The organism is Fulvimonas soli (assembly GCF_003148905.1).
Taxonomy (GTDB): Bacteria; Pseudomonadota; Gammaproteobacteria; order Xanthomonadales; family Rhodanobacteraceae; genus Fulvimonas; species Fulvimonas soli.
Genome location: NZ_QGHC01000004.1, coordinates 316,518 through 341,934 on the forward strand (window position 1 = coordinate 316,518; position 25,417 = coordinate 341,934).

Annotated in this window: 21 protein-coding genes and 1 tRNA gene; 1 reads left to right on the top strand and 21 read right to left on the bottom strand. The window is 70.4% G+C overall.

Annotated features, from left to right (window positions below):
* Window positions 1–86 precede the first annotated feature (86 nt).
* Together C7456_RS07060 and C7456_RS07065 are read right to left on the bottom strand one after the other, a co-directional pair.
* The gene (locus C7456_RS07060) at window positions 87–983 is read right to left on the bottom strand and encodes a DnaJ C-terminal domain-containing protein (protein WP_109723032.1); all 897 of its coding nucleotides are present in this window, start codon (window positions 981–983) and stop codon (window positions 87–89) included.
* An 88-nt stretch (window positions 984–1,071) separates the two neighbouring features.
* Window positions 1,072–1,530, bottom strand: coding sequence for an Hsp20/alpha crystallin family protein (locus tag C7456_RS07065; protein ID WP_109723033.1), 459 nt, complete (start codon window positions 1,528–1,530; stop codon window positions 1,072–1,074).
* Between the two features lie 140 nt (window positions 1,531–1,670).
* Between C7456_RS07065 and C7456_RS07070 the strand changes: the two genes are divergently transcribed.
* Window positions 1,671–2,168: a peroxiredoxin gene (locus C7456_RS07070; RefSeq protein ID WP_109723034.1), complete on the top strand. Its 498-nt coding sequence runs from the start codon at window positions 1,671–1,673 to the stop codon at window positions 2,166–2,168.
* A gap of 62 nt (window positions 2,169–2,230) precedes the next feature.
* Here the strand turns inward: C7456_RS07070 and gyrA are convergent, their stop codons facing one another.
* From gyrA to C7456_RS07170, 19 genes are all read right to left on the bottom strand, one after another.
* A complete protein-coding gene (gene gyrA, locus C7456_RS07075) occupies window positions 2,231–4,810 on the bottom strand; it encodes a DNA gyrase subunit A (protein ID WP_109723035.1) in 2,580 nt (859 codons plus the stop codon).
* Between the two features lie 138 nt (window positions 4,811–4,948).
* Window positions 4,949–5,359, bottom strand: coding sequence for a GtrA family protein (locus C7456_RS07080; protein WP_109723036.1), 411 nt, complete (start codon window positions 5,357–5,359; stop codon window positions 4,949–4,951).
* On the bottom strand, window positions 5,356–6,369 hold the full coding sequence (gene mtnA, locus C7456_RS07085) for an S-methyl-5-thioribose-1-phosphate isomerase (RefSeq protein WP_109723037.1): 1,014 nt from the start codon (window positions 6,367–6,369) through the stop codon (window positions 5,356–5,358). The genes C7456_RS07080 and mtnA overlap by 4 nt, the downstream gene beginning before the upstream one ends.
* Before the next feature lie 86 nt (window positions 6,370–6,455).
* Complete coding sequence (locus C7456_RS07090) at window positions 6,456–6,647, bottom strand: PspC domain-containing protein (protein WP_109723038.1); 192 nt, start codon at window positions 6,645–6,647, stop codon at window positions 6,456–6,458.
* 15 nt (window positions 6,648–6,662) lie between these two features.
* Window positions 6,663–7,730, bottom strand: a complete 1,068-nt coding sequence (locus C7456_RS07095; protein WP_109723039.1) for a class III poly(R)-hydroxyalkanoic acid synthase subunit PhaC — start codon at window positions 7,728–7,730, stop codon at window positions 6,663–6,665.
* An 11-nt stretch (window positions 7,731–7,741) separates the two neighbouring features.
* Window positions 7,742–8,722 carry a poly(R)-hydroxyalkanoic acid synthase subunit PhaE gene (locus tag C7456_RS07100; protein WP_109723040.1) on the bottom strand — a complete coding sequence of 327 codons (981 nt, stop codon included), beginning with the start codon at window positions 8,720–8,722 and terminating at the stop codon, window positions 7,742–7,744.
* A gap of 127 nt (window positions 8,723–8,849) precedes the next feature.
* Complete coding sequence (gene pnp / locus C7456_RS07105; protein ID WP_109723041.1) at window positions 8,850–10,955, bottom strand: polyribonucleotide nucleotidyltransferase; 2,106 nt, start codon at window positions 10,953–10,955, stop codon at window positions 8,850–8,852.
* A gap of 18 nt (window positions 10,956–10,973) precedes the next feature.
* The gene (gene rpsO, locus C7456_RS07110) at window positions 10,974–11,243 is read right to left on the bottom strand and encodes a 30S ribosomal protein S15 (protein ID WP_109723042.1); all 270 of its coding nucleotides are present in this window, start codon (window positions 11,241–11,243) and stop codon (window positions 10,974–10,976) included.
* 142 nt (window positions 11,244–11,385) lie between these two features.
* Window positions 11,386–12,312 (bottom strand): tRNA pseudouridine(55) synthase TruB, encoded by a 927-nt coding sequence (gene truB / locus C7456_RS07115; protein ID WP_109723043.1) that lies wholly within the window; start codon window positions 12,310–12,312, stop codon window positions 11,386–11,388.
* Between the two features lie 110 nt (window positions 12,313–12,422).
* On the bottom strand, window positions 12,423–12,797 hold the full coding sequence (gene rbfA / locus C7456_RS07120) for a 30S ribosome-binding factor RbfA (protein ID WP_109723044.1): 375 nt from the start codon (window positions 12,795–12,797) through the stop codon (window positions 12,423–12,425).
* A 165-nt stretch (window positions 12,798–12,962) separates the two neighbouring features.
* A complete protein-coding gene (gene infB, locus C7456_RS07125) occupies window positions 12,963–15,719 on the bottom strand; it encodes a translation initiation factor IF-2 (protein WP_109723045.1) in 2,757 nt (918 codons plus the stop codon).
* A 130-nt stretch (window positions 15,720–15,849) separates the two neighbouring features.
* Entirely contained in the window at window positions 15,850–17,355 is a 1,506-nt protein-coding gene (gene nusA / locus C7456_RS07130; protein ID WP_109723046.1) for a transcription termination factor NusA, read from the bottom strand.
* 52 nt (window positions 17,356–17,407) lie between these two features.
* Window positions 17,408–17,944 (bottom strand): ribosome maturation factor RimP, encoded by a 537-nt coding sequence (locus C7456_RS07135; RefSeq protein ID WP_109723047.1) that lies wholly within the window; start codon window positions 17,942–17,944, stop codon window positions 17,408–17,410.
* Between the two features lie 1,280 nt (window positions 17,945–19,224).
* Window positions 19,225–19,301, bottom strand: a tRNA-Met gene (locus C7456_RS07145).
* 69 nt (window positions 19,302–19,370) lie between these two features.
* Window positions 19,371–20,810: an NADH-quinone oxidoreductase subunit NuoN gene (gene nuoN / locus C7456_RS07150; RefSeq protein ID WP_109723049.1), complete on the bottom strand. Its 1,440-nt coding sequence runs from the start codon at window positions 20,808–20,810 to the stop codon at window positions 19,371–19,373.
* 12 nt (window positions 20,811–20,822) lie between these two features.
* Complete coding sequence (locus tag C7456_RS07155; RefSeq protein WP_109723050.1) at window positions 20,823–22,331, bottom strand: NADH-quinone oxidoreductase subunit M; 1,509 nt, start codon at window positions 22,329–22,331, stop codon at window positions 20,823–20,825.
* Between the two features lie 13 nt (window positions 22,332–22,344).
* Window positions 22,345–24,459, bottom strand: coding sequence for an NADH-quinone oxidoreductase subunit L (gene nuoL / locus C7456_RS07160; RefSeq protein WP_109723051.1), 2,115 nt, complete (start codon window positions 24,457–24,459; stop codon window positions 22,345–22,347).
* 4 nt (window positions 24,460–24,463) lie between these two features.
* Window positions 24,464–24,769 carry an NADH-quinone oxidoreductase subunit NuoK gene (nuoK, locus tag C7456_RS07165; RefSeq protein ID WP_109723052.1) on the bottom strand — a complete coding sequence of 102 codons (306 nt, stop codon included), beginning with the start codon at window positions 24,767–24,769 and terminating at the stop codon, window positions 24,464–24,466.
* The gene (locus tag C7456_RS07170) at window positions 24,766–25,410 is read right to left on the bottom strand and encodes an NADH-quinone oxidoreductase subunit J (protein ID WP_211306283.1); all 645 of its coding nucleotides are present in this window, start codon (window positions 25,408–25,410) and stop codon (window positions 24,766–24,768) included. Before C7456_RS07170 ends, nuoK begins: the two co-directional genes overlap by 4 nt.
* Between the last annotated feature and the right edge of the window lie 7 nt (window positions 25,411–25,417).

Sequence of the window (25,417 nt, forward strand, 5' to 3'; positions counted from 1 at the left end):
GGGCGCCGTCCGTGTTTCCGGGGTGGCCGCGACTCCTCGGAACCAAAGCATCGCGGCCGGAGGCCGCGACGGGTCCGCCGGGGAACTCAGCCGCGCGGATCGTACCCCGCGAACCGCTCCCGCAGCGCCTCGTAGGCCGCGCGCTGCGCGTCGTCCGCCGCCGGCGGCGTGCGGATCGACAGCTCCACCAGCTGGTCGCCGGGATGCGGGCCGGGCATGCCGCGCCCCTTCAGGCGCAGCTTGCGGCCGGACTGCGAGCCCGGCGGGATGCGCAGGTCCACCGTGCCGCCCAGCGTCGGCACCGGCACGGTGGCGCCCAGCGCCGCCTCCCACGGGCTGATCGGCAGCACGTGGATCACGTTGCGCCCGTCCAGGCGGAAGCGCGCGTCGTCGCGGATGCCCACCTCCAGCAGCAGGTCGCCGCTCGGCCCGCCGCCGCTGCCCGGATGCCCCTGCCCGGCCAGGCGGATCACCTGCCCCGGCTGGATGCCGGCGGGGATCTTCACCTCCAGGACGCGCTCGCTGCCGCCGCCATCGTGCAGCGCCAGCCGCGTGCGGCCGCCTTCGAAGGCGGTCTGCAGGTCGATCTGCACCTGCGCCTGCACGTCGCGCCCGCGCCGCGCGCGCGGCTGCCCGCGCGCGCCGGCGGCGCGGCCGAACAGGCTCTCGAAGAAATCGCTGAAGTCGCCGTCGCCGGCGTCGCCGAAATCGAAGCCCCGCCCCTGGCCCCAGCCCGGCGGCGGGCGGAACTGCTCGCCGCCGCGGTAGCCGCCCGCGCGCAGCTCGTCGTAGGCGCGGCGCTTCTCCGGGTCGCGCAGCACCTCGTTGGCCTCGTTGACGGCCTTGAACTTCTCCTCGGCGCCGGCTTCCTTGTTCTTGTCCGGGTGGTACTTGCGCGCCAGCTTGCGGTAGGCCGCCTTGATCTCGGCCTCGCTGGCGTCGGGCTTCACGCCCAGGACCTCGTAATAGTCTTTGAACTCCACAGCCACTCCCCGGCGACTGGTACGTCGAAACGGACGGCCCACGGCGGATCATGTCCGCCGTGGGCCGCCACCGCAACCTCGACCGAGACTACTTCTCGGTGTTGATGGCGATGCGCCGCGGCGTCGTTTCGGCGCGCTTGGGGATGACGATCTCCAGCACGCCGTGCCGGCCGTGCGCGGTGACGCCTTCCGGGTCCGCGCTGTCGGGCAGCGCGAAGCGCCGGTGGAACACGCCGTGCGAGCGCTCCATGCGGGTGAAGCGGCCGTTCTGCTCGCGGTTCTCCACCGTGCGCTCGCCCTTGATGGTCAGGATGCCCTTCTCCATGCTCACTTCGATGTTCGCCGGGTCCACGCCGGGGATGTCCGCGTAGATCACGAAGCGCTTGTCCTCCTCCTTGATGTCCACCCGCGGCGCCCACTGGCTGGTCACCACGTTGGACCCGTCGCTCTCCTCCTGCTGCTGGAAGAAGCGGTCGAAGGCCTGGCGGATCTCGTCCGGGAAGACGCTGGTGGCGTTCCAAAGCATCGGGTGACGGCTCGGGTTCATGGCTTGGCTCCTCGAAGGCAGTTACGGCGCGACGCCGCTTGTCCCCCCAAGTAGGGCCGCCGGACCGCGCTTCAAGGCGACAGGACGCCCTGCGACGCTTTAGCATGCCCCCGTTTGCCGCCACTTCAGCCGAGGCCGCCATGACCATCCAGACCGGGCAGCAGCTCCCCGACGTCGAGCTGACCGCGATCGAGGACGGCCAGGCCGGGCCCGCCCGCACCGGCGCGCTGTTCGCCGGCCGCCGCGCCGTGCTGTTCGCCGTGCCCGGCGCCTTCACCCCCACCTGCTCGGAGAAGCACCTGCCCGGCTACGTGGAGCGCTACCCGGACTTCCGCGCCCGCGGCATCGACGTGTTCTGCCTGGCGGTGAACGACGCCTACGTGATGAAGGCCTGGGCCCGCGACCGCCACGTGCCGGCCGGGCTGGTCATGCTGGCCGACGGCAACGCCGCCTTCACCCGCGCGCTGGGGCTGGAGCTGGACGGCAGCGCCTACGGCATGGGCCTGCGCGCGCGCCGCTTCGCCCTCTACGCGGAGGACGGCGTGGTGCGCCAGCTGCACGTCGAGGCGCCCGGCGAGTTCCGCGTGTCCGGCGCCGACGCGATGCTCGCGGCGCTGGGCCAGGCCCCCGCGCCGTAGCCGGCCCGGAACGGAAAAACCCGGCCGGGGCCGGGTTTTTCCGCGTGTCCGCCGGGCGTGGATCAGCCCTCGGCCGGGGCCGGCTCCGCGCCGTCCTCGCCGGGCTCCGCGCCGCCGTCCTCGTCGGCGTCCAGCCGCACCACGCTGACCAGCGACTCCTCCGCCGGCAGGCGGATCAGGGTCACGCCCTGGGTGTTGCGGCCCACCTGCGAGACCTCGGCGGCGCGCGTGCGCACCAGCGTGCCCTGGTTGGAGATCAGCATCAGCTCGTGCGCCTCGGTGACCTGCACCGCCGACACCAGCGCGCCGTTGCGCTCGGAGCACTGGATGGCGATCACGCCCTGCGTGCCGCGCCCCTTCTTCGGGAACTCGTCCAGCACGGTGCGCTTGCCGTAGCCGCGCGCGGTGGCGGTGAGGATGTCGCCCTCCGCCGCCACGATCAGCGAGACCACCTCGGCGCCGTCGGCCAGCCGCATGCCGCGCACGCCGGTGGCGGTGCGGCCCATCGCGCGCACCTCGCTCTCGTCGAAGCGCACCGCCTTGCCGTTGGAGGCGAACAGCAGCACGTCGCTGTTGCCATCGGTGAGCGCGACGTCGACCAGCGCGTCGCCCTCGTCCAGGTTGATGGCGATCTTGCCCTTCTGCAGCTGGAAGGCGAACTCGGTGAGCGGGGTCTTCTTCACCGTGCCCTGCCTCGTGGCGAAGAACACGAAGCGGTCCGCGGCGTACTCGCGCACCGGCAGCACCGCCTGCACCTTCTCGCCCTCGGCCAGCGGCAGCAGGTTCACCATCGGCTTGCCGCGCGCGTTCGGGCCCGCCTCCGGCATCTGGTAGACCTTGAGCCAGTACACGCGGCCGGTGCTGGTGAAGGTGAGCAGGGTGTCGTGGGTGTTGACCACCCACAGCTGCTCGACGAAGTCCTCGTCCTTCAGCGCCGAGGCCGAGCGGCCCTTGCCGCCGCGCTTCTGCGCGCGGTAGGTGCTGGCCGGCTGGCGCTTGACGTAGCCGGCGTGCGAGAGCGTGACCACCACGTCCTCGGGCGCGATCAGGTCGAGCACGTCGAGGTCTTCCTGCGAGGGCTGGATCTCGGTGCGGCGCGCGTCGCCGTACTCGGCCCGGATCGCCTCCAGCTCCTCGCGGATCACCGCGAGCAGGCGGTCGGGGTTCTCCAGGATCTCGATCAGGCCGCGGATGGTCTCCAGGATCTGCCGGTACTCGTCGGACAGCTTCTCCTGCTCCAGCCCGGTGAGGCGGTGCAGGCGCATGGCGAGGATCTCCTGCGCCTGCACGTCGGAGAGCTGGTAGCCGTCGGGCTTGAGGCCGTCGCGCGGGTCCATGTCCTCCGGCCGCGAGGCGTCGGCGCCGGCGGCCGAGAGCAGCGCCTGGACCACGCCCGGCTGCCACTTGCGCGCCAGCATGCGCTCGCGCGCCTCCGCCGGCGAGGCCGAGGTCTTGATCAGCTCGATCATCTCGTCGATGTTGGCGAGCGCGACGGTGAGGCCTTCCAGGATGTGGGCGCGGGCGCGCGCCTTGCGCAGCTCGAAGATGGTGCGGCGGGTGACCACCTCGCGGCGGTGGCGGATGAACGCCTCGAGGATCTCCTTGAGGTTGAGCAGGCGCGGCTGGCCGTCGACCAGCGCCACCATGTTCACGCCGAAGGTGACCTGCAGCTGCGTCTGCAGGAACAGGTTGTTGAGCACCACGTCGGCCATCGCGTCGCGGCGCACCTCGATCACGATGCGCATGCCGTCCTTGTCGGACTCGTCGCGCAGCTCGCTGATGCCCTCGAGCTTCTTCTCCTTGACCAGCTCGGCGATCTTCTCGATCAGCCGCGCCTTGTTCACCTGGTACGGCAGCTCGTGGACGATGATCGTCTCGCGGCCGTTGCTCTCCGTCTCGATCTCGGTCTTGGCGCGCACCAGGACGCGGCCGCGGCCGGTGCGGTAGGCCTCGACGATGCCGGCGGCGCCGTTGATGATGCCGGCGGTCGGGAAGTCCGGGCCCGGCACGTGCTGCATCAGCTGGTCGACCGTGAGCGAGGGATCGTCGATCAGCGCGATGGTCGCCGCGATCACCTCGCCCAGGTTGTGCGGCGGCACGTTGGTGGCCATGCCCACCGCGATGCCGGCCGAGCCGTTCACCAGCAGGTTGGGCACGCGCGTGGGCAGGACCAGCGGCTCCTGCTCGCTCTCGTCGTAGTTGGGGCCGAAGTCGACGGTCTCCTTGTCGATGTCGGCGAGCAGCTCGTGGGTGAGCCGCGCCATGCGCACCTCGGTGTAGCGCATCGCCGCGGGGTTGTCGCCGTCCACCGAGCCGAAGTTGCCCTGGCCGTCCACCAGCATGTAGCGCAGCGAGAACGGCTGCGCCATGCGCACGATCGCGTCGTACACCGAGGCGTCGCCGTGCGGGTGGTACTTACCGATCACGTCGCCGACCACGCGGGCCGACTTCTTGTAGGGCTTGTTCCAGGCGTTGCCGAGCTCGTTCATCGCGTACAGCACGCGGCGATGCACCGGCTTCAGGCCATCGCGCACGTCCGGGAGGGCGCGTCCCACGATCACGCTCATGGCGTAATCGAGGTAGCTCTGGCGCATCTCGTCTTCGATGTTGACGCGGATGACTTCTTTGGCGAGTTCTGCCATCAATCGGCTTCCCTGATCGTGAAAAAAGCCCCTGCGCGCACGTCAGGCGTGCGCTTGCGGCGCGCATCGGGATCAACCTTGAGAGAGTACCACGAATGCGCCCGAATTGACAGTATTTAAGCCTTTTGAATCAACGACTTAAACGGCCGATTTCGGGCGCCTGAAAAGCATCCCACGGGCGGTGGCGAAGTTGAGCGCCGCGGCCACCGCCGAGCCGGCCGCGGCGGGGATCGCCGGCCAGCGGTGCAGGCCGGCGAAGGCGAGCAGCAGGGCGGCGTAGACGGCGTAGTTGACCACCGCGCCGACGCCCATCAGGCCCATCCAGTGCAGCCACTCGGCGGGCAGCGGGCGGCCGCTGGAGCGCGCGGCGAAGGTGTGCCGGCGGTTCCACCACCAGGTGACGGTGGCGGCCAGCAGGAACGACAGCACGCGGGCCAGGTAGGGATTCCAGCCGGCCAGGCCGACCAGCAGCTGCACCACGCCGGCGTCGACCAGCAGGCCGATCACGCCGCCGACGGCGAACAGGCCGATCTCGCGGTGCAGCCTCATCGGCCGAACATCGCCTGCATCGCGGCGGCGTCCGGGCGCTCGATCACCCCGCGCTCGGTGACGATGGCGTCGATCAGCGCGGCCGGCGTGACGTCGAACACCGGGTTCCACGCCTCGGCGCCCTCCACCACCGTGCGGCGCCCGGCGACCGCGAGCAGCTCGGCCGGGTCGCGCAGCTCGATCTCGATCGCCTCGCCGGAAGGCGTGGCCATGTCCACCGTGGAGGACGGCGCCGCCACCATGAACTTCACGCCATGGTGGCGCGCGGCGATGGCGAGCTGGTAGGTGCCGATCTTGTTGGCGGTGTCGCCGTTGGCGGCGATGCGGTCGGCGCCGACGATCACCCACTGCACCTGGCCCGACCTCATCAGGTGTGCGGCGGCCGAGTCGGCGATCAGCTTCGCGGGGATGCCGTCGCGCACCAGCTCGTACATGGTCAGCCGCGCGCCCTGCTGCCAGGGCCGCGTCTCGCCCGCGTACACGCGGGCGACGCGCCCGGCCGCGACGCCGGCGCGGATCACGCCCAGCGCGGTGCCGAAGCCGGCGGTGGCCAGCGAGCCGGTGTTGCAGTGGGTGAGCACGCCCGAGCCGGGCGCGATCAGCGCGGCGCCCAGCTCGCCCATGCGGCGGTTGGCGGCCAGGTCCTCGTCCTGGATCGCCTGCGCCTCGCGCGCCAGCGCGGCCGCATCGGCCCCGGCGGCGATGCGCGCCTTCATGCGGTCCAGCGCCCACATCAGGTTCACCGCGGTGGGCCGCGCGGCGCGCAGCATCGCCAGCGCCGGTTCCAGCGGCTCGCCCCGCCGCGCGGCCAGCACCACGCCCCAGGCGGCGGCGATGCCGATGGCCGGCGCGCCGCGCACGGCGAGGTCCCTGATCGCCTGCGTCACCGCGGCGGCGTCGCGGCAGTCGATCCAGCGCTCCTCCTGTGGCAGCAGGCGCTGGTCGAGCAGGCGCAGGTGGTCGCCCTGCCACTGCACGGCGCGGACGCGGTCGTAACGGTCGTAGTCCATGGTCGGGATGGGTGTGTCGTCCGGTTCGGAAGGGAAGGCCGGCCGCGGCGGCGCGGCGGCGCGCAAGGCCGGGGCGGCAAACGCGGCTAGGGCGCGTCCGGCATCACCAGCCAGAGGATCAGGTACAGCAGGATGCCCGAGCCGCCCAGCAGGGTGAGGATGATCCAGCCCACGCGCACCAGCGTCGGGTCCCAGCCGCAGTACTCGGCGATGCCGCCGCACACCCCGGCCAGGGTGCGGTTGAGGCGCGAGCGGTGGAGGCGCTTTTCGCTGTTCATGCCAGGCTCCGCAGGTCAGTCGCGGTCGCGCAGCCAGCGGTGGATCGCCGGCGCGACCTCCCGCTGCGCGCGGCCGGAAACGTAGATGCCGATGTGGCCTCCCTTGAAGGCCTGTTCGGTGTAGTCGGTCGTGCCCACGTGGCGGCCCAGCGCGCGCGAGGCGTCCGGCGGCACCAGGTGGTCCTGCTCGGCGTAGATGTTGAGCACCGGCTGGGTGACCAGGCCCAGGTCCACCGGCCGGCCGCCGATGGCGAGCGTGCCCCTGACCAGCTTGTTGCCCTGGTAGAAGTCCTTGATGAACTCGCGGAACGCCTCGCCGGCCTGGTCGGGCGAGTCGAAGATCCAGCGCTCCATGCGCAGGAAGTTCTCCAGCTCCGCCGGGTCGTCCAGGATGTCCACCATCGCCACGTACTTCTGCTGGGTCAGGCGCAGCGGCTTGAGCGTGAGGTAGACCCAGTTCATCAGCTCGGCCGGCACGTTGCCCAGCGTGTCGACGAACAGGTCCACGTCCATGTCCTGCACCCAGTGCGAGAGCATGTTGTCCGGCGTGCGGAAGTCCACCGGCGTGACCATGGTGACCAGGTTCCGCACCTTCTCCGGGTGCATCGCCGCGTAGCACAGCGCGAAGCTGCCGCCCTGGCAGATGCCGAGCAGGTTGACCGCCTCCAGGCCGTGGCGGCGGCGCACCGCGTCCACGCAGCGGTCGAGGTAGCCGTTGAGGTAGTCGTCCAGGGTCAGCCAGCGGTCGGCGCCGTCCGGGTAGCCCCATTCGATCAGGTAGACGTCCTCGCCCTGCGCCAGCAGGTTGCGCACCAGCGAGCGGTCCGGCTGCAGGTCGGTCATCCAGACCGTGTTGACCAGCGCGTAGACGATCAGCGTGGGCGTCCGCGCGGTGGGCTCGCGCTCGCCGCGCATGTGCCAGACGGTGAGCTTGTCCTCGCGGTAGACCGCCTCGCGCGGCGTGTTGGCGTAGGCCGGCTCGCCCAGGCCGCGCAGGTTGGCCAGCCCGGCCGCCAGCTTGCGCTGGAACGTGGCGATTTCCTCCAGCGCCTCGCGCGGATCGATCGGCAGCGGTGCGTACATGCCTGTCTCCCTCACTTGCGCCGCTTGGCGCCACGCGCCGTGCCGCGCGCGGCAGCCGCCGCGGCGGGCTTGCGCAGGGGCCGCTTGGCCACCGCCGCGGCCTTGCCGGCCGCCGCCTTGCGGGTGGCCTTCCTGGCGGACGGCCTGGGCCCGGCAGGCGCCGCCGCGGCCGGTGCGGCCTCGCGTGCCGCATCGAGCTGGCGCTGCAGCGCCGTCACCTGGCGGCGCATCGCCTGCAGGCGCTGGCCGAGGCTGTCCACCTCGCTGCGCGTGGGCATGCCGAGCTCGCGGCACCAGTGCTCGGTCTGCTGGCGCTGCAGCTGGCGCACGCGCATCTGCGCGTTGACCATCGCGCCGTAGACGGCGCGGAACTCGTCGGACAGGGCGATCTCGGCGTAGGCCTCCTCGTAGGCATCCACCCAGAGGTCGTACAGCGCCTTGAGCGACTGCGGCGACTGGCCGTTCTCGGCGCGCTGCGCCAGCTGCGCCTGCAGCCGCTCGGCGCCCTGCGCGGCGACCCGCTGCAGCAGGGACTGGTAGCGCGCCGCGGCCTGCAGGTAGGCCTGCATCGCCTCGTACAGCGCCTGCTGCTGCAACTGCTGCTCGCGGGTGTAGCCCAGCGGCGCCAGCGGCTGGCGCGGATCGGCGAGGCCGCCCTGCTGCATCGCCTGCAGCCATTGCTGCCACTGCTGCGCGAAGCCGTGCGCGCCGTGCTGGTCCAGCCCGGCGAAGGCCTGCAGGAACGGCTGGCCGGCGTCCCACGCCGGCGGCCACTGGCCCGGCGATGCCGAGGGCAGCTGCAGGGCGGCCGACCGCAGCCAGTCGAGGAAGCCCGCCAGCGCCGCGCCGCCGCGCGCGAGCGGGTCGGCAGCGGACGCGGCCGGCTGCGCCGCCGGCGCGGCGGACTGCGCCCACGACCGCGCCCACGTGTCCCAGGCCTGCTGGGCAAGCGCGCGGTAGTTGCTCAGGAAATCGCCGGCCGGATCCGCCATGACCGCATGTCCGTGTGGAGTGCTCCGCGCATCCTAGCAAATGCGCATGAAACCCACGCATCGAAAAAGCGCGGGGCCCGGCATCGCTGCCGGGCCCCGCGGGTCGCATCGGCTTGCGGGCGACGCCTCAGGCGTCGGCGCCCTCGCCTTCGGCCACCGCCTTCATGGACAGGCGGATGCGGCCCTGCTTGTCCACTTCCAGCACCTTGACCTTGACGATGTCGCCTTCCTTGAGCTTGTCGGACACCTTCTCGACGCGCTCGTTGGAGATCTGCGACACGTGCACCAGGCCGTCCTTGCCCGGCATGATCGTGACGAACGCGCCGAAGTCCATCAGCTTGGCCACCTTGCCCTCGTAGATGCGGCCCGGCTCGACGTCGGAGACGATCTGCTCGATGCGCTTCTTGGCCTCGTCCGCCGCCAGGCGGTTGACCGAAGCGATGATCACGGTGCCGTCGTCGCTGATGTCGATGGTGGTGCCGGTCTCCTCGGTGATCGAGCGGATGGTGGCGCCGCCCTTGCCGATGACCTCGCGGATCTTGTCCGGGTGGATCTTGATGGTGAGCAGGCGCGGGGCGTACTCGCTCATCTCGGCGCGCGGGGCGCTGATCGCCTTGGCCATCTCGCCGAGGATGTGCAGGCGGCCGCGCTTGGCCTGCTCCAGCGCCACCTTCATGATCTCCTCGGTGATGCCGTCGATCTTGATGTCCATCTGCAGGGCGGAGATGCCCTCGGCGGAGCCGGCCACCTTGAAGTCCATGTCGCCGAGGTGGTCCTCGTCGCCCAGGATGTCGGACAGCACCACGAACTCGTCGCCTTCCTTGACCAGGCCCATCGCGATGCCGGCCACCGGCGCCTTCAGCGGCACGCCGGCGTCCATCATCGCCAGCGAGGAGCCGCACACCGAGGCCATCGAGGAGGAGCCGTTGGACTCGGTGATCTCCGAGACCACGCGCAGCACGTAGGGGAATTCCTCGATCGAGGGCTTCACCGCCTGCACGCCGCGCTTGGCCAGGCGCCCGTGGCCGATCTCGCGGCGCTTGGGCGCGCCGAAGCGGCCGGTCTCGCCCACCGAGAACGGCGGGAAGTTGTAGTGGAACAGGAAGCTGTCCTTCGACTCGCCCTCCGGCGCGTCGATGATCTGCGCGTCGCGGGTGGTGCCCAGCGTGGTGACCACCAGCGCCTGCGTCTCGCCGCGGGTGAACAGCGCCGAGCCGTGGGTGCGCGGCAGCACGCCCACGCGCACGCTGATCGGGCGGATGTCGTCCAGCTTGCGGCCGTCGATGCGCACCTTGGTCTTCAGCACGCTGTCGCGCAGGGTGCGGTACTCGAGCTCGGCGAACTCCTTGGCGAGGTCGGCGGCGGCCCAGCCCTTCTGCTCGGCCTCGCCCTTGAGCGACTCCAGCACGTCGGCCTTGATCGCGGCGATGGCGTCGCGGCGCTGCAGCTTGTCGCGCACCTGGAAGGCTTCCTCCAGGCGGGTGCCCACGGCCGCCTTGAGGGCGGCGACCAGCGCCTCGTCGCGCGCCGGCGGCTGCCAGTCCCAGGACGGCTTGGCCGCCTCGGTGGCCAGCTCGGCGATCGCGCGGATCGCGGTCTGCATCTGCTTGTGGCCGAACATCACCGCGCCGAGCATCACGTCCTCGGACAGCAGCTTGGCCTCGGATTCCACCATCAGCACCGCGTTGGCGGTGCCGGCCACGACCAGGTCCAGCGCGGAGGTCTTCAGCTCCGTGGCGGTCGGGTTGAGCAGGTACTGGCCGTTGGCGTAGCCGACGCGGGCGGCGCCGATCGGGCCCTTGAACGGGATGCCGGCCAGGGTGAGCGCGGCGGAGGCGCCGAGCATGGCCGGGATGTCGCCATCGATCTCGGGGTTCAGCGACACCACCTGGGCGATGACCTGCACCTCGTTCTTGAACTCCTCCGGGAACAGCGGGCGCACCGGGCGGTCGATCAGGCGCGAGGTCAGCGTCTCCTTCTCGGTCGGACGGCCCTCGCGCTTGAAGAAGCCGCCGGGGATGCGGCCGGCGGAGTAGAACTTCTCGACGTAGTCGACGGTGAGCGGGAAGAAGTCCTGACCTTCCTTCGCCTTGGCCGCGGCCACCACGGTGACCAGCACCACGGTGCCGCCCATGCTGACCATGACGGCACCCGACGCCTGGCGGGCGATTTCGCCCGTCTCCAGCGTGACTTCGTGATTACCGTACTGGAATGACTTGGTTACTTTCGCCACGTGTGTGTCCTTGTCCGGTTACCGGCGCAGGCCGAGACGCTCGATCAGGCTCTGGTAGCGCGCCAGGTCCCGGTCCTTGAGGTAGCCGAGCAGGCGCTTGCGCTGGTTGACCAGCTTGAGCAGGCCGCGGCGGGAATGGTGGTCCTGCTTGTGCGTCTTGAAGTGGTCGGTCAGGTGCTCGATGCGGGCGGACAGCAGGGCCACCTGCACTTCCGGCGAGCCGGTATCGTTCGGCACGCGGCCGTATTCAGCAATGATCTTGCCGGTCTGTTCTGCGGTAAGCGACATGGGTATCTCTTCCTAAAAAAAGCGGGTGCGGAACTTGCGCAACCTCACCGGCGATGAGGTTGCGCAAGCTCCGCCGGGTTGAATGACACTCGGAACAAGCGCCGTATTGTAGCGAGCGCGGGCGTGCTGCAACAAGAGCGCGTTAAGACGGCGTAACGGGCGGCAGGTTGAGCCCACGCAGGATGCGCAGGCGGCCGTCCGCGCCGCGCTCGACCAGCGCCAGCAGGCGGCCGTCCCCGGCGAAGGCGGCGTGGACCCCGGCGGCCGCCGCGCCCGGCCAGGGAATCTGCCGGCCCTGCGCCACCGCCAGCCCCTGCGCCGCATCCAGCCGCAGGGCCGGCAGGTGGGCCACGCCGGCCTCCAGCGGCAGCAGCAGCGTGGCCATGGCCGCGTCGCCCTGGGCGGCGGCCTGCTCCAGCCGCTCCAGCGTCACCATCGCCGGCGCGCGGAACGGCTCCACCCACAGCCGCCGCAGCGACGCCAGGTGCGCGCCGCAGCCCAGGTCCTCGCCCAGCGCGGTGGCCAGGCTGCGCACGTAGGTGCCCGAGCCGCACTCGACGTACAGGCGCAGGGTGTCGCCCGCGCGGCCGAGCAGGTCCAGCCGGTGGACCTCCACCTCGCGCGCGGGCGCCTCCACCGCCTCGCCGCGGCGGGCCTTCAGGTACAGCGGCTCGCCGCCCTGCTTGAGCGCCGAGTACGCCGGCGGCACCTGCACGATGCGCCCGCGCAGCTTCGCCAGCGCGGCCTCGATGGCCGTCCCGTCCAGCGCCGGCACCGGCCGCTCGGCGACCACCTCGCCCTCGCGGTCGGCGGTGGTCGTGGTCACGCCGAGCCGGCACTCGGCCTCGTAGGCCTTGCGCGCGCCGAGCAGGCTGCCGGCCAGCTTGGTGCCCTCGCCGAAGCACAGCGGCAGCAGGCCGGTGGCCAGCGGGTCGAGCGCGCCGGTGTGGCCGCCCTTGGCCGCGCGCAGCAGCCGGCGCGCGGCCTGCAGCGCCTGGTTCGAGCTCATGCCGAGCGGCTTGTCGAGCAGCAGGATGCCGTGCAGGTCGCGGGTGGGGCGGCGGGGCATGGCGGTGGGAACGGGGAACGGGGAACGGGGAACGGGGAACGGGGAGAGCTTGAGGCGGATGGAGGGGCGCGTGAAGGCGGCGACGCAGCGGGGCGCTGAGATACAACGCGCTAACCGCGTTCCCCGTTCCCCGTTCCCTGTTCCCCATCCTCCCGCAACAACTGCTCGATGCGCTCGCCGCGATCCACCGAATCGTCGTACTTGAAGCGCAACTCCGGCACCCGGCGGATGCGCATGCTGCGCGACAGCGCGCGGCGGAACTCGCCGGCCAGCTCGTTGAGCGCCTTCACCGCGGCGGCCGCGCGTTCCGGCTGCAGCGTGGTGACCCAGACCGTGGCCCAGTCCAGGTCGCGCGTCACCTCCACGTCGGACACGCTGGCCGAAGGCAGGCCGTGGTCGCGCACGGCCGCGTGGACCAGCAGGCCCAGCTCGCGGCGCAGCTCGGCGCCGACGCGGTCGGTACGTTTGAAGTCGCGGGAGGGCATGCATTGACTCCTTCGTCGTCACAGGGACGAGAGGCGAGCAGCGAGGGCGCCGGCGTCGCAGTGTACGGAAAAACGCGGAGCCCGGACAAAGCCGCCCGGGCTCCGGAAGCTTGCCGGACGAAGGATTTTCGCGCCCTCGCTACTCGTCCCTCGCCCCAGCCCCGCTCACAGCGTGCGCGCCACCTCGATGCGCTCGAAGCACTCGATCTGGTCGCCCACCTTGACGTCGTTGTACTGCTTCACGGCGATGCCGCACTCCATGCCGTTGCGCACCTCGTCCACCAGCTCCTTGAAGCGGCGCAGCGATTCCAGCTCGCCCTGGAAGATCACCGTGTTGTCGCGCAGCACGCGGATCGGCTTGTTGCGCTTGACCGTGCCCTCGATGACCATGCAGCCGGCCACCGCGCCGAACTTGGAGCTGCGGAACACCTCGCGCACCTGCGCCACGCCGATGATCTCCTCGCGCACTTCCTTGCCCAGCAGGCCGGACGCCGCCTGCTTCACCTGGTCGATCACGTCGTAGATGATCGAGAAGTAGCGCACGTCCAGGCCGGCCGAGTCGATCACCTTGCGCGCGGAGGCGTCCGCGCGCACGTTGAAGCCGATCACCAGCGCCTTGGAGGCGGCGGCGAGCGTGGCGTCGGACTCGGTGATGCCGCCGACGCCGGCCGCGATCACGTTGACCTTCACGTTCTCGTTGCCGATCTGGCTCAGCGACTCGCGCAGCGCCTCCACCGAGCCCTGCACGTCGGCCTTGACCAGGATGTTGAGCGTCTGCTGCTCGGCGCCCTGGCCCATCTGCGCCATGATGTCCTCCAGGCGGTTGGCCTTGCTGGAGCTGACCAGGCGCGTCTCGCGGCGCTTCTGCTGGCGCTCGGCCGCCACCTGGCGGGCCAGGCGCTCGTCGGCCACGGCGACGAAGTCGTCGCCCGCCTCCGGCACGCCGGACAGGCCCAGCACCTGCACCGGGATCGACGGGCCGGCCTCCTGCACGGTCTTGCCGGTCTCGTCGATCAGCGCGCGCATGCGGCCGTACTCCACGCCGCAGACCACGAAGTCGCCGCGCTTGAGCGTGCCCTGCTGCACCAGCACCGTGGCCACCGGGCCGCGGCCCTTGTCCAGGCTGGACTCGATCACCACGCCCGAGGCCGGGCCATCGACCACCGCGGTCAGCTCCATCACCTCGGCCTGCACCGAGATGGCGTCGAGCAGCTCGTCCACGCCCATGCCGGTCTTGGCCGAGACGGGCACGAACATGGTGTCGCCGCCCCAGTCCTCCGGGATCACCTCGAGGTTGGCCAGGCCCTGCTTGACGTGGTCGGGGTTGGCGTCGGCCTTGTCCATCTTGTTGAGCGCGACGATCAGCGGCACCTTGGCGGCGCGCGCGTGCTGCACCGCCTCGATGGTCTGCGGCATCACGCCGTCGTCGGCGGCCACCACCAGCACCACGATGTCGGTGGACTGCGCGCCGCGGGCGCGCATCGCGGTGAACGCGGCGTGGCCCGGGGTGTCGAGGAAGGTGATCACGCCCTTCGGCGTCTCCACGTGGTAGGCGCCGATGTGCTGGGTGATGCCGCCGGCCTCGCCCGCCGCCACCTTGGTGCGGCGGATGTAGTCCAGCAGCGAGGTCTTGCCGTGGTCGACGTGGCCCATGATGGTGACCACCGGCGGGCGCGGCTGGCGCTCGCCTTCCAGCTCGGCGCTCTGCGTGTGCGCGGCCAGCGCGGCCTCGGCGTCGTTCTGGCTGGCGTCGACCGGCTTGTGGCCGAGCTCCTCCACCACCAGGGTCGCGGTATCGCGGTCGATGGTCTGGTTGATGGTGGCCATGACGCCCATCTTGAACAGCGCCTTGACCACCTCCGAGCCTTTCACCGCCATCTTCTGCGCGAGGTCGGCGACCACGTTGCTCTCGCCGACCACCACCTCGCGCACCACCGGCGCGGTGGGCCGGGAGAAGCCGTGCGCGCCGGCGGACGGCACGCCGCCGCGGACCGCCTCGCGCACGTTGCCCTTGCCCGGCTTGCCGCGCTTGCTGGAGCGGCGTGCGCGGTCGGCCTCGGACAGATGCAGCTCGCCGGCGGCGAAGCGCTTGCCGCCCGGCATCTCGTCGCGGTCGCGGCCGTGGCGCGCCTTGCCGCGGCCGCCGTCGCCGGCCGGGGCCGGCGCGGGGGCGGGCGCCGGGGCCGGCGCGGGCGCCGCCACGACCTTCTTCTCGCGCTTGCGCGGCTCGTGGATGCGCGGAAGGATCATGCCCAGCGAGCTGGGATCGAGGCGCTGCACGCCGCCGCCCTCCGGCGCCTTCTCGGCGACGGCGGCCGACTCCTCGGCGGCGGCCTCGGCCTCGGCATGCTGACCGCGCCCGGCCTCGACGGCCGTCTCGGCGGCCTCGCGGGCCTGCGTCTCGGCGCGCTGGCGCTCGGCCTCGGCCTGGCGCTCCTCCTCCTGCCGGCGCTGCGCTTCCTCCTGGCGGCGGCGCTCGGCCTCGGCGCGCTCCTGCTCCTCCTGCTCGCGCTGCTGCTGGGATTCCTGCAGCTTGCGCAGGGCCTCCTCGCGCTCGCTGTCGGCGCTGGCCTCCTCCGCGATCACGCTGCGCTTGACGTAGGTGCGCTTGGCGCGCACCTCGACGTTGACCGTCTTGGCGCTGCCCGCCGCGCCGCGGCCGCCGGGCGTGGCGACCTTCAGCTCGCTGACCTTGCGGCGCTTGAGGGTGATCTGGCGCGGCGCGCTGTCGTCGGCCTCGACGGCCTCCTCGTTCTTGCCGTGCGTGCGGCGCAGGAAGCCGAGCAGCTTCACCTTCTCGGTGCTGCTGATGACCTGCTCCGGATCGGAGAATTTCATCCCTGCCTCGGCCAGCTGGCCGAGCAGCTTCTCCACCGGCATGCCCAGGACCTGGGCGAGTTGTTTGATCGTGACGTCCGACATCGTGTGCTTTCTCCGCCTTTCCCGCGCTGCTCGTCCCCGCGGCCCACGCCGCGAGGCCACCACCGTCCCTGGCGGGGCATCCTCCCGGATGCCCCCTCGGCGCGCCCGTCCGAAGGCGCGCCGCCCGCGGTTAGCCGCCCTTCTCCAGGCGCGCGATCATCGGGGCGCGCGCCGCCATGATCAGCGCCGCCGCCCGTTCCTCGTCCATGCCCTCGATGTCGATCAGATCATCGACGGCCTGGTCGGCCAGGTCGTCCAGGGTGACGATGCCGCGCTCGGCCAGGGCGTAGGCCGTGGCCTCGTCCATGCCTTCCAGCGCGAGCAGTTCCTCGGACGGCTGGTGCTCCTCGATGCCCTCCTCCACCGCCAGCGCCTCGGTCAGCAGGGCGTCGCGCGCGCGCGCGCGCAGCTCCTCGACGATGTCCTCGTCGAAGCCCTCGATCGCCAGCAGCTCGGCGCTGGGCACGTAGGCGATCTCCTCGATGCTGGAGAAGCCCTCCTGCACCAGGATGTTGGCGATCTCCTCGTCCACCTCCAGCTTCTCCATGAACAGCTGGCGCGCGGCCTGCTGCTCGGCCTCGCTCTTGGCCTGCACCTGGTCCTGGGTCATCACGTTGAGCTGCCAGCCGGTGAGCTTGCTGGCCAGGCGCACGTTCTGGCCGCCGCGGCCGATGGCCTGGGACAGCTTGTCCTCGGCCACCGCGATGTCCATGGAGTGCTTGTCCTCGTCCATGATGATCGACTGCACCTCGGCCGGCGCCATCGCGTTGATGACGTACTGCGCCTGGTTCTCGTGCCACAGGATGATGTCCACGCGCTCGCCGTTGAGCTCGTTGGACACCGCCTGCACGCGCGAGCCGCGCATGCCGATGCACGCGCCGATGGGGTCGGTGCGCGAATCGTGCGCCACCACGGCGATCTTGGCGCGGTCGCCCGGGTCGCGGGCGCAGCCCTTGATCTCGACCAGGCCCTGGCCGACCTCGGGCACCTCGAGCTTGAACAGCTCGATCATGAACTCCGGCGCCGCGCGCGAGACGAACAGCTGCGGGCCGCGCACTTCCGAGCGCACCTCGTACAGGTAGCCGCGCACGCGGTCGCCCACGCGGTGCGATTCGCGCGGGATGGTCTTGTCGCGCGGGATGAACGCCTCGGCGTTGCCGCCCAGGTCGAGGTACACGTTGCCGCGCTCGACGCGCTTGACGATGCCGGTGATCAGCTCGCCCACGCGGTCCTTGTAGGCGTCCACCACCTGCTGGCGCTCGGCCTCGCGCACGCGCTGCACGATCACCTGCTTGGCGGCCTGCGCGGCGATGCGGCCGAACTCGGCGTTCTCGATCTGCTGCTCGACGTACTCGCCCACCTGGGCGTCGGCGCGCTCGTCCAGCGCGTCCATCAGGCGCACCTGGAAGTACGGCGACTCCATCTCGGCGTCGTCGGCGATGATCTCCCAGCGGCGGAAGGTCTCGTACTCGCCGCTGTGGCGGTCGATCGACACGCGGATGTCCGGGTCCTCGTCGGGGTAGCGCTTCTTGGCTGCCGAGGCCAGCGCGGCCTCCATCGCCTCGAAGATCACCTCGCGCGGCACGCCCTTCTCGTTGGCGACCGCATCGACGACCAGCAAAAGTTCTTTGCTCATTGCAGCAACTCCGTAGGCGCCGTCCGGCGCCCGATCGCTTTTTTGAATTGGGTTACTTCTTGCCGGCCTTGCCGGCCGCCTTCCTGCCGCCCGGCTTGGGCTGCGGCACGTAGCCGAGCGCCGCCCAGTCCGGCACCACGCGGGCGCTTTCCACCGCCGCGTGGTCGAACGCGAACGTCCTGCCCTCGGCTTCCAGCGAGATGCGCTCGCCGTCCACCGCCGACACCCGGCCGCGCAGCCGGCGGCGGCCCTCGATCGGCGCCTTCAGCAGCAGCTTCACTTCCTGGCCGAGGGCCTTGGCGAAGTGCGCCGCGCTGAACAGCGGGCGGTCGATGCCGGGCGAGGACACTTCCAGCACGTAGTGGCCCGGGATCGGGTCCTCGACGTCGAGCAGCGCCGACAGCTCGCGGCTGGCCGCCTCGCAGTCGTCGAGCGTGACCTCGCGGCCCTCCCCGCTCCCGGCCGGAATGTCCAGGTAGACGCGCAGGGTACTCTGCCCCTGCGACGGGGTGAACTCCACGCCCAGGCATTCCAGGCCCAGATCGGCCAGAACCTCGCTGAAGCGTTGTGCCAGTGCCTGCGTATCCATGGTGCGTTTTTCCGCCGCCAGAAACAAAAAATGGGCTCGTGACGGCCCATTCCCTTACCACGCCGATGTCCCGACCCCTCCAGGTTCTTCCCGGCCCCGCCGGCGGGCGCTCGCCGCCGGGGGATGGCACATCCTTGCGCCCAACAAAAAAGCCTCACGAGGAGGCTTTCTTGTTCTAAGAAAGATCTGGTAGCGAGGACGCGGCCTGTGCCCGGTCTGCAGGGCCCATGCGCGTTCCTCTTCCTCGCTCAGAGTCGACGGAGTATACGCGCGGCGCCCCGGTGGCGCAACCGATCCGTGCATCGCCTGGCGCATGGCAAGCGGGTCCGGCGGGACGGGCGCCGCGCGGGCGCCATCGTCAGCAATGCGGGCCGGATGCCCCGCCGGGCGCGGACGCGCGCCGGCGTTCCCGTTCCCTGCGCTGGTCGGCGGCGAGCATCAGCTGATGGCGACGGCTGAGCGGCTGCGCCCGGGCGGGCGGCGGAGCGGCGACCAGCCCGAGCCGCGCCGCCAGGGCCAGCAGCCGGCTGGCCCACGGCGAGTGCGCCGGATAGCAGTAGGGCTCCATATGTCCTCCCGGCTTCGCCGGAAAACCCGCGGACGGGGGCGAATCCCCCGTGCCGGGAAGTATGCGTGGCCCGGTGTTATGCCCTCGTCATGCGTGCCGTCCGGCTTCGTGGCCGGCTAGCGCCGCTTGGATTTCGGGGACGGCGACGGCCGCGGCGGCGGCGAGCCGGGGTGGGAAGGCTCGCGGGTCGAGAAGGTGGACCGGCGGTATGCCGGCGGCGCGACCTGCCCGGGGTCGCCAACGGACAGCCCGTCCCGGTAGATGCTGTGGATCTGCGCGGCGGACAGGGGTCTCGAATCGTCATTCATCATGTGCATCCGGTAAGGGTGGGGCGGCATCGTCGTTGCTCCGTCCGGGGCGAACCGCGGCGCTCGTTCCCGCATCGCGGGAACCGGCAACGCCCCCACCCTACTCGCCTGCCTGTAAATTTTCGCGGGCCGGCGCTGCATTGCGCGGACCGTCGTCCCCGCATCGGACCTGCGGCCCCGGCGCCCGCCGCCTCCGCTCGATGCCGGGGCATGGACCAGCGGCTTGCCCGCTCTTGCGGAACGGATGCGCGTGGAAGCCGCCGGCGCTGCGCGCCATCGGCGCGGGGGATCGTCCGGGCAACGCCCTGGCGTCGCGGACGGCGGGCACATCCGCACGGGGACGGATGCGGGCCGGAAACGAAAACGGCGCGACCGTGGTCGCGCCGTTTTCGTTTCCGATGAAGTGGTAGCGGGGGCAGGATTCGAACCTGCGACCTTCGGGTTATGAGCCCGACGAGCTGCCAGACTGCTCCACCCCGCATCAGATTTTTGGGAGTTTAGCGGGATGGCCGGATTCTTGCAAGCCAGCGCGCCAAACTTTTCGCTCCGCTCAGCCCGGGAACGCGGCCCGGCACCAGCCCAGCAGCGGCCCCCAGTACAGGCCCAGCGCCAGCAGCACCAGCGCGTTGACCGACAGCAGCACGCGCAGGCCGGCGTCCGGCTGCACGCGCACCTCGCTGCCCTCGACGGGCTTGTCGAAGTACATCACCTTCACCACGCGCAGGTAGTAGTACAGGCCCACGATGGCGAACACCGCGCCGACGATGGCCAGCCACAGCATGCCGGCGTGGATCGCCGCCTGCAGCACCAGCAGCTTGGCGAAGAAGCCGAACAGCGGCGGCACGCCGGCCAGCGAGAACATCGCCAGCATCATCAGGAAGGCCAGCCACGGCGAGCGCTGGTTGAGGCCCTTGAAGTCGTCGATCTCCTCGCACTCGAAGCCCGCGCGCGCCAGCGCCAGGATCACGCCGAAGGCCGCGGTGCTCATCAGCGCGTAGCTGATCGCGTAGAACATCGCCGCGGCGTAACCCTCCGGCCCGGCGTTGACCAGGCCCAGCAGCAGGTAGCCCATGTGCGAGATGGTCGAGTAGGCCAGCAGGCGCTTGAGGTTGCTCTGCACGATCGCCACCAGGTTGCCGATCGCCAGCGAGAGCACCGCCAGCGCGGCCAGCATCTGCTGCCAGTGCGGCGCCAGGTCGCCCAGTCCGGTCTCCAGCAGGCGGTAGGCCATGCCGAAGGCGGCCAGCTTGGGCGCCGAGCCGATGAACACGGTGACCGCGGTCGGCGAGCCCTGGTAGACGTCCGGGATCCACATGTGGAACGGCGCCGCGCCGAGCTTGAAGCCGATGCCGACGATCACGAAGATCAGCCCGAACACCAGCAGGTTCGGCATCGCCGTGTGCGCGGCCGCGCCGTGCAGCTGCGCCAGCGCCAGCGTGCCGGTGGCGCCGTAGACCATCGACATGCCGTACAGCAGCATGCCCGAGGCCAGCGCGCCCAGCACGAAGTACTTGATCGCCGCCTCCGAGGACTGCGCCGAGTCGCGGTTCAGCGCCACCAGCGCGTAGGAGGACAGCGTCAACAGCTCCAGCCCCAGGTACACCATCACCAGGTTGCCGGCCGAGACCAGCAGCATCACGCCGAGGGTGGCGAAGATCGCCAGCGTGTAGAACTCGCCCACGTACAGCTTGCGGTCGGCCAGGTAGGGCCGCGCGTAGACGAACACCAGCGCGGTGCACAGCAGCGCGAACACCTTGAGGATCTCGGCCACGCCGTCGCGCACGAACATGCCGCCGTAGGCGGTGACCGGGAACGGCGGCTGGTTCGCCACCACCAGGTAGATCGCCACCAGCACCACGGCCAGCGACAGCCAGTGCAGCACGTTGCGCTGCTCGGGCCTGATGAAGGCGTCCAGCAGCAGCAGCAAGCACGCCGCCGCGGTGAGGTACAGCTCGGGCAGCAGGATCAGGAGGTCAGTGAGGTTCGGCATGTTCGGTCCCGATCAGATCTTGTGAACGCCCAGCTGCTGCACCAGCTGGCCCACCGCGCCGTCCATCAGGTGCACCAGCGGCTGCGGCCAGACGCCCAGCGCCACCACCGCGGCGGCGAAGGCCAGCAGGACGAAGGTCTCGCGGCCGTTGATGTCCTTCATCTCGGCCACGTGCGGATTGGTGACGTCGCCCCACAGCACGCGCTTGACCATCCACAGCGTGTAGGCCGCGCCGATGATCAGGGTGAAGGCGGCGAACAGCGCGATCCACGGGTTGGCGCTGAAGCTGGCCAGGATCACCATGAACTCGCCCACGAAGCCGCTGGTACCCGGCAGGCCGCAGTTGGCCATGGCGAACAGCACGTAGAAGAAGCCGAACCACGGCATCACGTTGATCACGCCGCCGTAGTCCTTGATCAGGCGGGTGTGCAGGCGGTCGTACATCACGCCGATGCAGGAGAACATCGCGCCGGAGACGAAGCCGTGCGAGATCATCTGCACCATCGCGCCCTGCATGCCGAGCTTGGCGGCGTCGGCGTTGCCGGCGCCGCGCACCAGCAGGAAGCCGATGAAGATGCCCAGGGTGACGAAGCCCATGTGCGCCACCGAGGAGTACGCCACCAACTTCTTCATGTCCTCCTGCACCAGCGCCACGTAGCCGATGTAGACCACGGCGACCAGGCTGAGCACGATGATCAGCCAGGCGAACTGCTCGGAGGCGTCCGGCACGATCGGCAGCGAGAAGCGCAGGAAGCCGTACCCGCCGATCTTCAGCATCACCGCCGCCAGCACCACCGAGCCGCCGGTCGGCGCCTCCACGTGGGCGTCGGGCAGCCAGGTGTGCACCGGCACCATCGGCACCTTCACCGCGAAGGCGATCAGGAAGGCGAAGAACAGCCAGCTCTGCTCGCGCAGGGTCAGCGGCAGCGCGGCCAGCGCGTGCAGGTCGAAGGTGCCGGCCTTCAGGTACAGGTAGATCAGCCCGACCAGCATGAAGATCGAGCCGAAGAAGGTGTAGATGAAGAACTTCAGCGTGGCGTACACGCGCCGCGGGCCGCCCCAGATGCCGATCAGGATGAACATCGGGATCAGCATCGCCTCGAAGAACACATAGAACAGCAGCGCGTCGGTGGCGCAGAACACGCCGATCATCAGGCCCTCGAGCACCAGCATGGCGGCCATGTACTGGTGCGGCTTGTCCTGGATCACCTCCCACGCGCCGACGATCACCAGGATGCCGACGAAGGTGGTGAGCAGGATCAGCGCCACCGAGATGCCGTCCACGCCCAGGCCGTAGTGCACGCCGAGCGAGGCGATCCAGACGTGGCTTTCCACCAGTTGCATGGCGCTGTCGCCGGCGTCGAACTGCGGCAGCAGGAACAGGCTGACCGCGAAGGTCAGCACCGCCACCGCCAGGGACAGCCAGCGCGCCAGGTTGGGCCGGCCCGAGCCGGCCAGCAGCACGGGCACCGCGCCGACGATCGGCAGCCAGATCAGCAGGCTGAGCAGGTGATTGAACATGAAGCTGCTTCCCTTATTGCCCGTTTTGGCCGATCAGCCAGTACCCGCCCAGCAGCAGGACCAGGCCGAGGATCATCGCAACGGCGTAGTGGTAGAGGTAGCCGGACTGCAGCCGGCGCATCCCGGCGGCGATGCGCTCCACCAGGCCGGCCGAGCCGTTCACCAGCGCGCCGTCGATCACCGCCGCGTCGCCGCCCTTCCACAGCGCGCGGCCCAGCGCCACGCCGCCGCGCGCGAACACCGCGAAGTACACCGTGTCGAACCAGTACTTGCGGTCGAGCACCACGTACAGCGGCTTCAACGCGCGCTTGATGCGCCCGGCCAGGGCCGGATTGAACAGGTAGATGTAGGTGGTGATCGCGAAGGCCAGCACCACCAGCCCGAACGGCAGGCTCCAGAAGCCGTGCAGCGCCATCGCCGTCGCGCCGTGGAACTCGCGGGCCAGCTCGCCGAGCACGTCGTTGGCCTCCTCGACGCGGACGGCCTGGCCGAACCAGCCGCCGAACAGCACCGGGCCGACGGTGAGGAAGCCGACCAGCAGCGACGGGATCGCCAGCAGCACCAGCGGCAGGGTCACCACCCACGGCGACTCCTTCGGCGGATGGTGCAGCACGCCCGGCTCGCCGTGGCCCGGCTCGTCGCTGGGATGCTCCTCCGGGCTCACCGCCGCGTCCGCGCCGCCGTGGCCGTGCGCCGCGGCGTGGCCGTGCGCATGGTCGTGCGCGTGGCGGCCGTGGCCATGGTCGTGCACGACCACGAAGCGCTCCTTGCCGTGGAAGGTCAGGTACATCTGGCGGAAGGTGTACAGCGCGGTGACGAAGGCACCGGCCAGCACGCAGAAGTAGGCGTAGCCCGAGCCCCAGCGGTGCGACGCGCCCACCGCCTCGATGATCGCGTCCTTGGAGTAGAAGCCCGAGGTGAACGGGATCGCCACCAGCGCCAGCGAGCCGATCCACATGGTGATCCAGGTGACCGGCATGTACTTGCGCAGGCCGCCCATGTAGCGCATGTCCTGCTCGTGGTGCATGGCGATGATCACCGAGCCCGCGCCCAGGAACAGCAGCGCCTTGAAGAAGGCGTGGGTCATCAGGTGGAACACCGCGCCGGCGTAGGCCGACACGCCCAGTGCCACCGTCATGTAGCCCAGCTGCGACAGCGTGGAGTACGCCACCACGCGCTTGATGTCGTTCTGCACGATGCCGATCAGGCCGGTGAACAGCGCGCCGGTGGCGCCGATCACCATCACGAAGCTGAGCGCGCCGTCGGACAGCTCGTACAGCGGCGACATGCGCGCCACCATGAAGATGCCCGCGGTCACCATCGTCGCGGCATGGATCAGCGCCGAGATCGGGGTCGGGCCTTCCATCGAGTCGGGCAGCCACACGTGCAGCGGCACCTGCGCCGACTTGCCCATCGCGCCGATGAACAGCAGCACGCAGATCACGGTGGCCGCGTCCCAGTGCGTGTTCTGGGTGACCTGCAGCGTGCGGCCGACCAGGCTGCCGGCGCTGGCGAAGGCGGTGCCGTAGTCCAGCGTGCCGAGGAAGTACAGCACCGCCGCGATGCCCAGCAGGAAGCCGAAGTCGCCCACGCGGTTGACCAGGAACGCCTTGAGGTTGGCGAAGATCGCCGTGGGGCGCTTGTACCAGAAGCCGATCAGCAGGTACGACACCAGGCCCACCGCCTCCCAGCCGAAGAACAGCTGCATGAAGTTGTTGCTCATCACGAGCATCAGCATGGAGAAGGTGAACAGCGAGATGTAGCTGAAGAAGCGCTGGTAGCCGTCGTCGTCCGCCATGTAGCCGATGGTGTAGACGTGCACCAGCAGCGAGACGAAGGTGACCACCACCATCATCATCGCGGTGAGGCGGTCCACCAGGAAGCCGACGCTGGCGCTGAAGCGGCCGATCTCGAACCAGGTGTAGACGTTCTGGTTGTAGACCGGCGCACCGCCCCAGACCAGCTGGTACAGCACCCAGAACGACAGCGCGCAGGACACCGCCACGCCGAGGATGGTGGCGCCGTGCGCGCCGGCGCGGCCGATCGCCTTGCCGAGGAAGCCGGCGAGCAGGCAGCCGGCCAGCGGCGCCAGCGCGATGATCAGCAGGATGGAAGTGGAGAGAGTCATCCGCTCAACCCTTCAGGTCGTCGATTTCGGCGATGTTGATGGTGTCGCGGTTGCGGAACAGCAGCACCAGGATCGCCAGGCCGATGGCGGACTCGGCCGCCGCCACGGTGAGGATGAAGAACACGAACACCTGGCCGGAGACGTCGCCGAGGAAGCGCGAGAACGCCACGAAGTTGGTGTTCACCGCCAGCAGCATCAGCTCGATCGCCATCAGCAGCACGATCACGTTCTTGCGGTTGATGAACAGGCCGGCCACCGCGATGCAGAACAGCACCGCGCCGAACACGATGTAGTGGGAGAGCGTGATCATGCCTGCGGCTCCTTCGGGGCGGGCGCCTGTGCGCGGACGGCGTCCATCTTGACGATGCGGATGCGGCTCCTGGGGTCGACCCGCACCTGCTCGCCGGCGTCCTGGTGGCGCACGCCGCGGCGCTTGCGCAGGGTCAGCGCCACCGCGGCGACCACGCCGACGGTGAGGATCAGCGCGGCGACCTCGAACGGCAGCAGGTAGTCGGTGTACAGCGCGCGGCCCAGCCAGGCGGTGTTGGACAGGCCGGCGGCCTCGGCCGGGTTCGGCCCCATCGACACCGCGCGCATCGCGCGCACGCCGATCAGCGCCAGCATCTCGGCCAGCATCACCAGCGCCACCACGATGCCCACCGGCAGGAACCTGATGAAGCCCTCGCGCACCTGCTCCTGGTTGATGTCGAGCATCATCACCACGAACAGGAACAGCACCATCACCGCGCCCACGTAGACCACGATCAGCGCGATGGCGAGGAACTCGGCCTCGGCCAGCAGCCACACGCAGGCGGCGCTGAAGAAGGTGAGCACCAGCGCGAGCACCGCGTGCACCGAGTTCTTCAGGGTGATCACCGCCAGCGCCGCCGCCACGGTCACCGCGGCGAAGGCGTAGAAGCAGACGAGTTGGAACAGGTTGGGATCGATCATGTCGTCG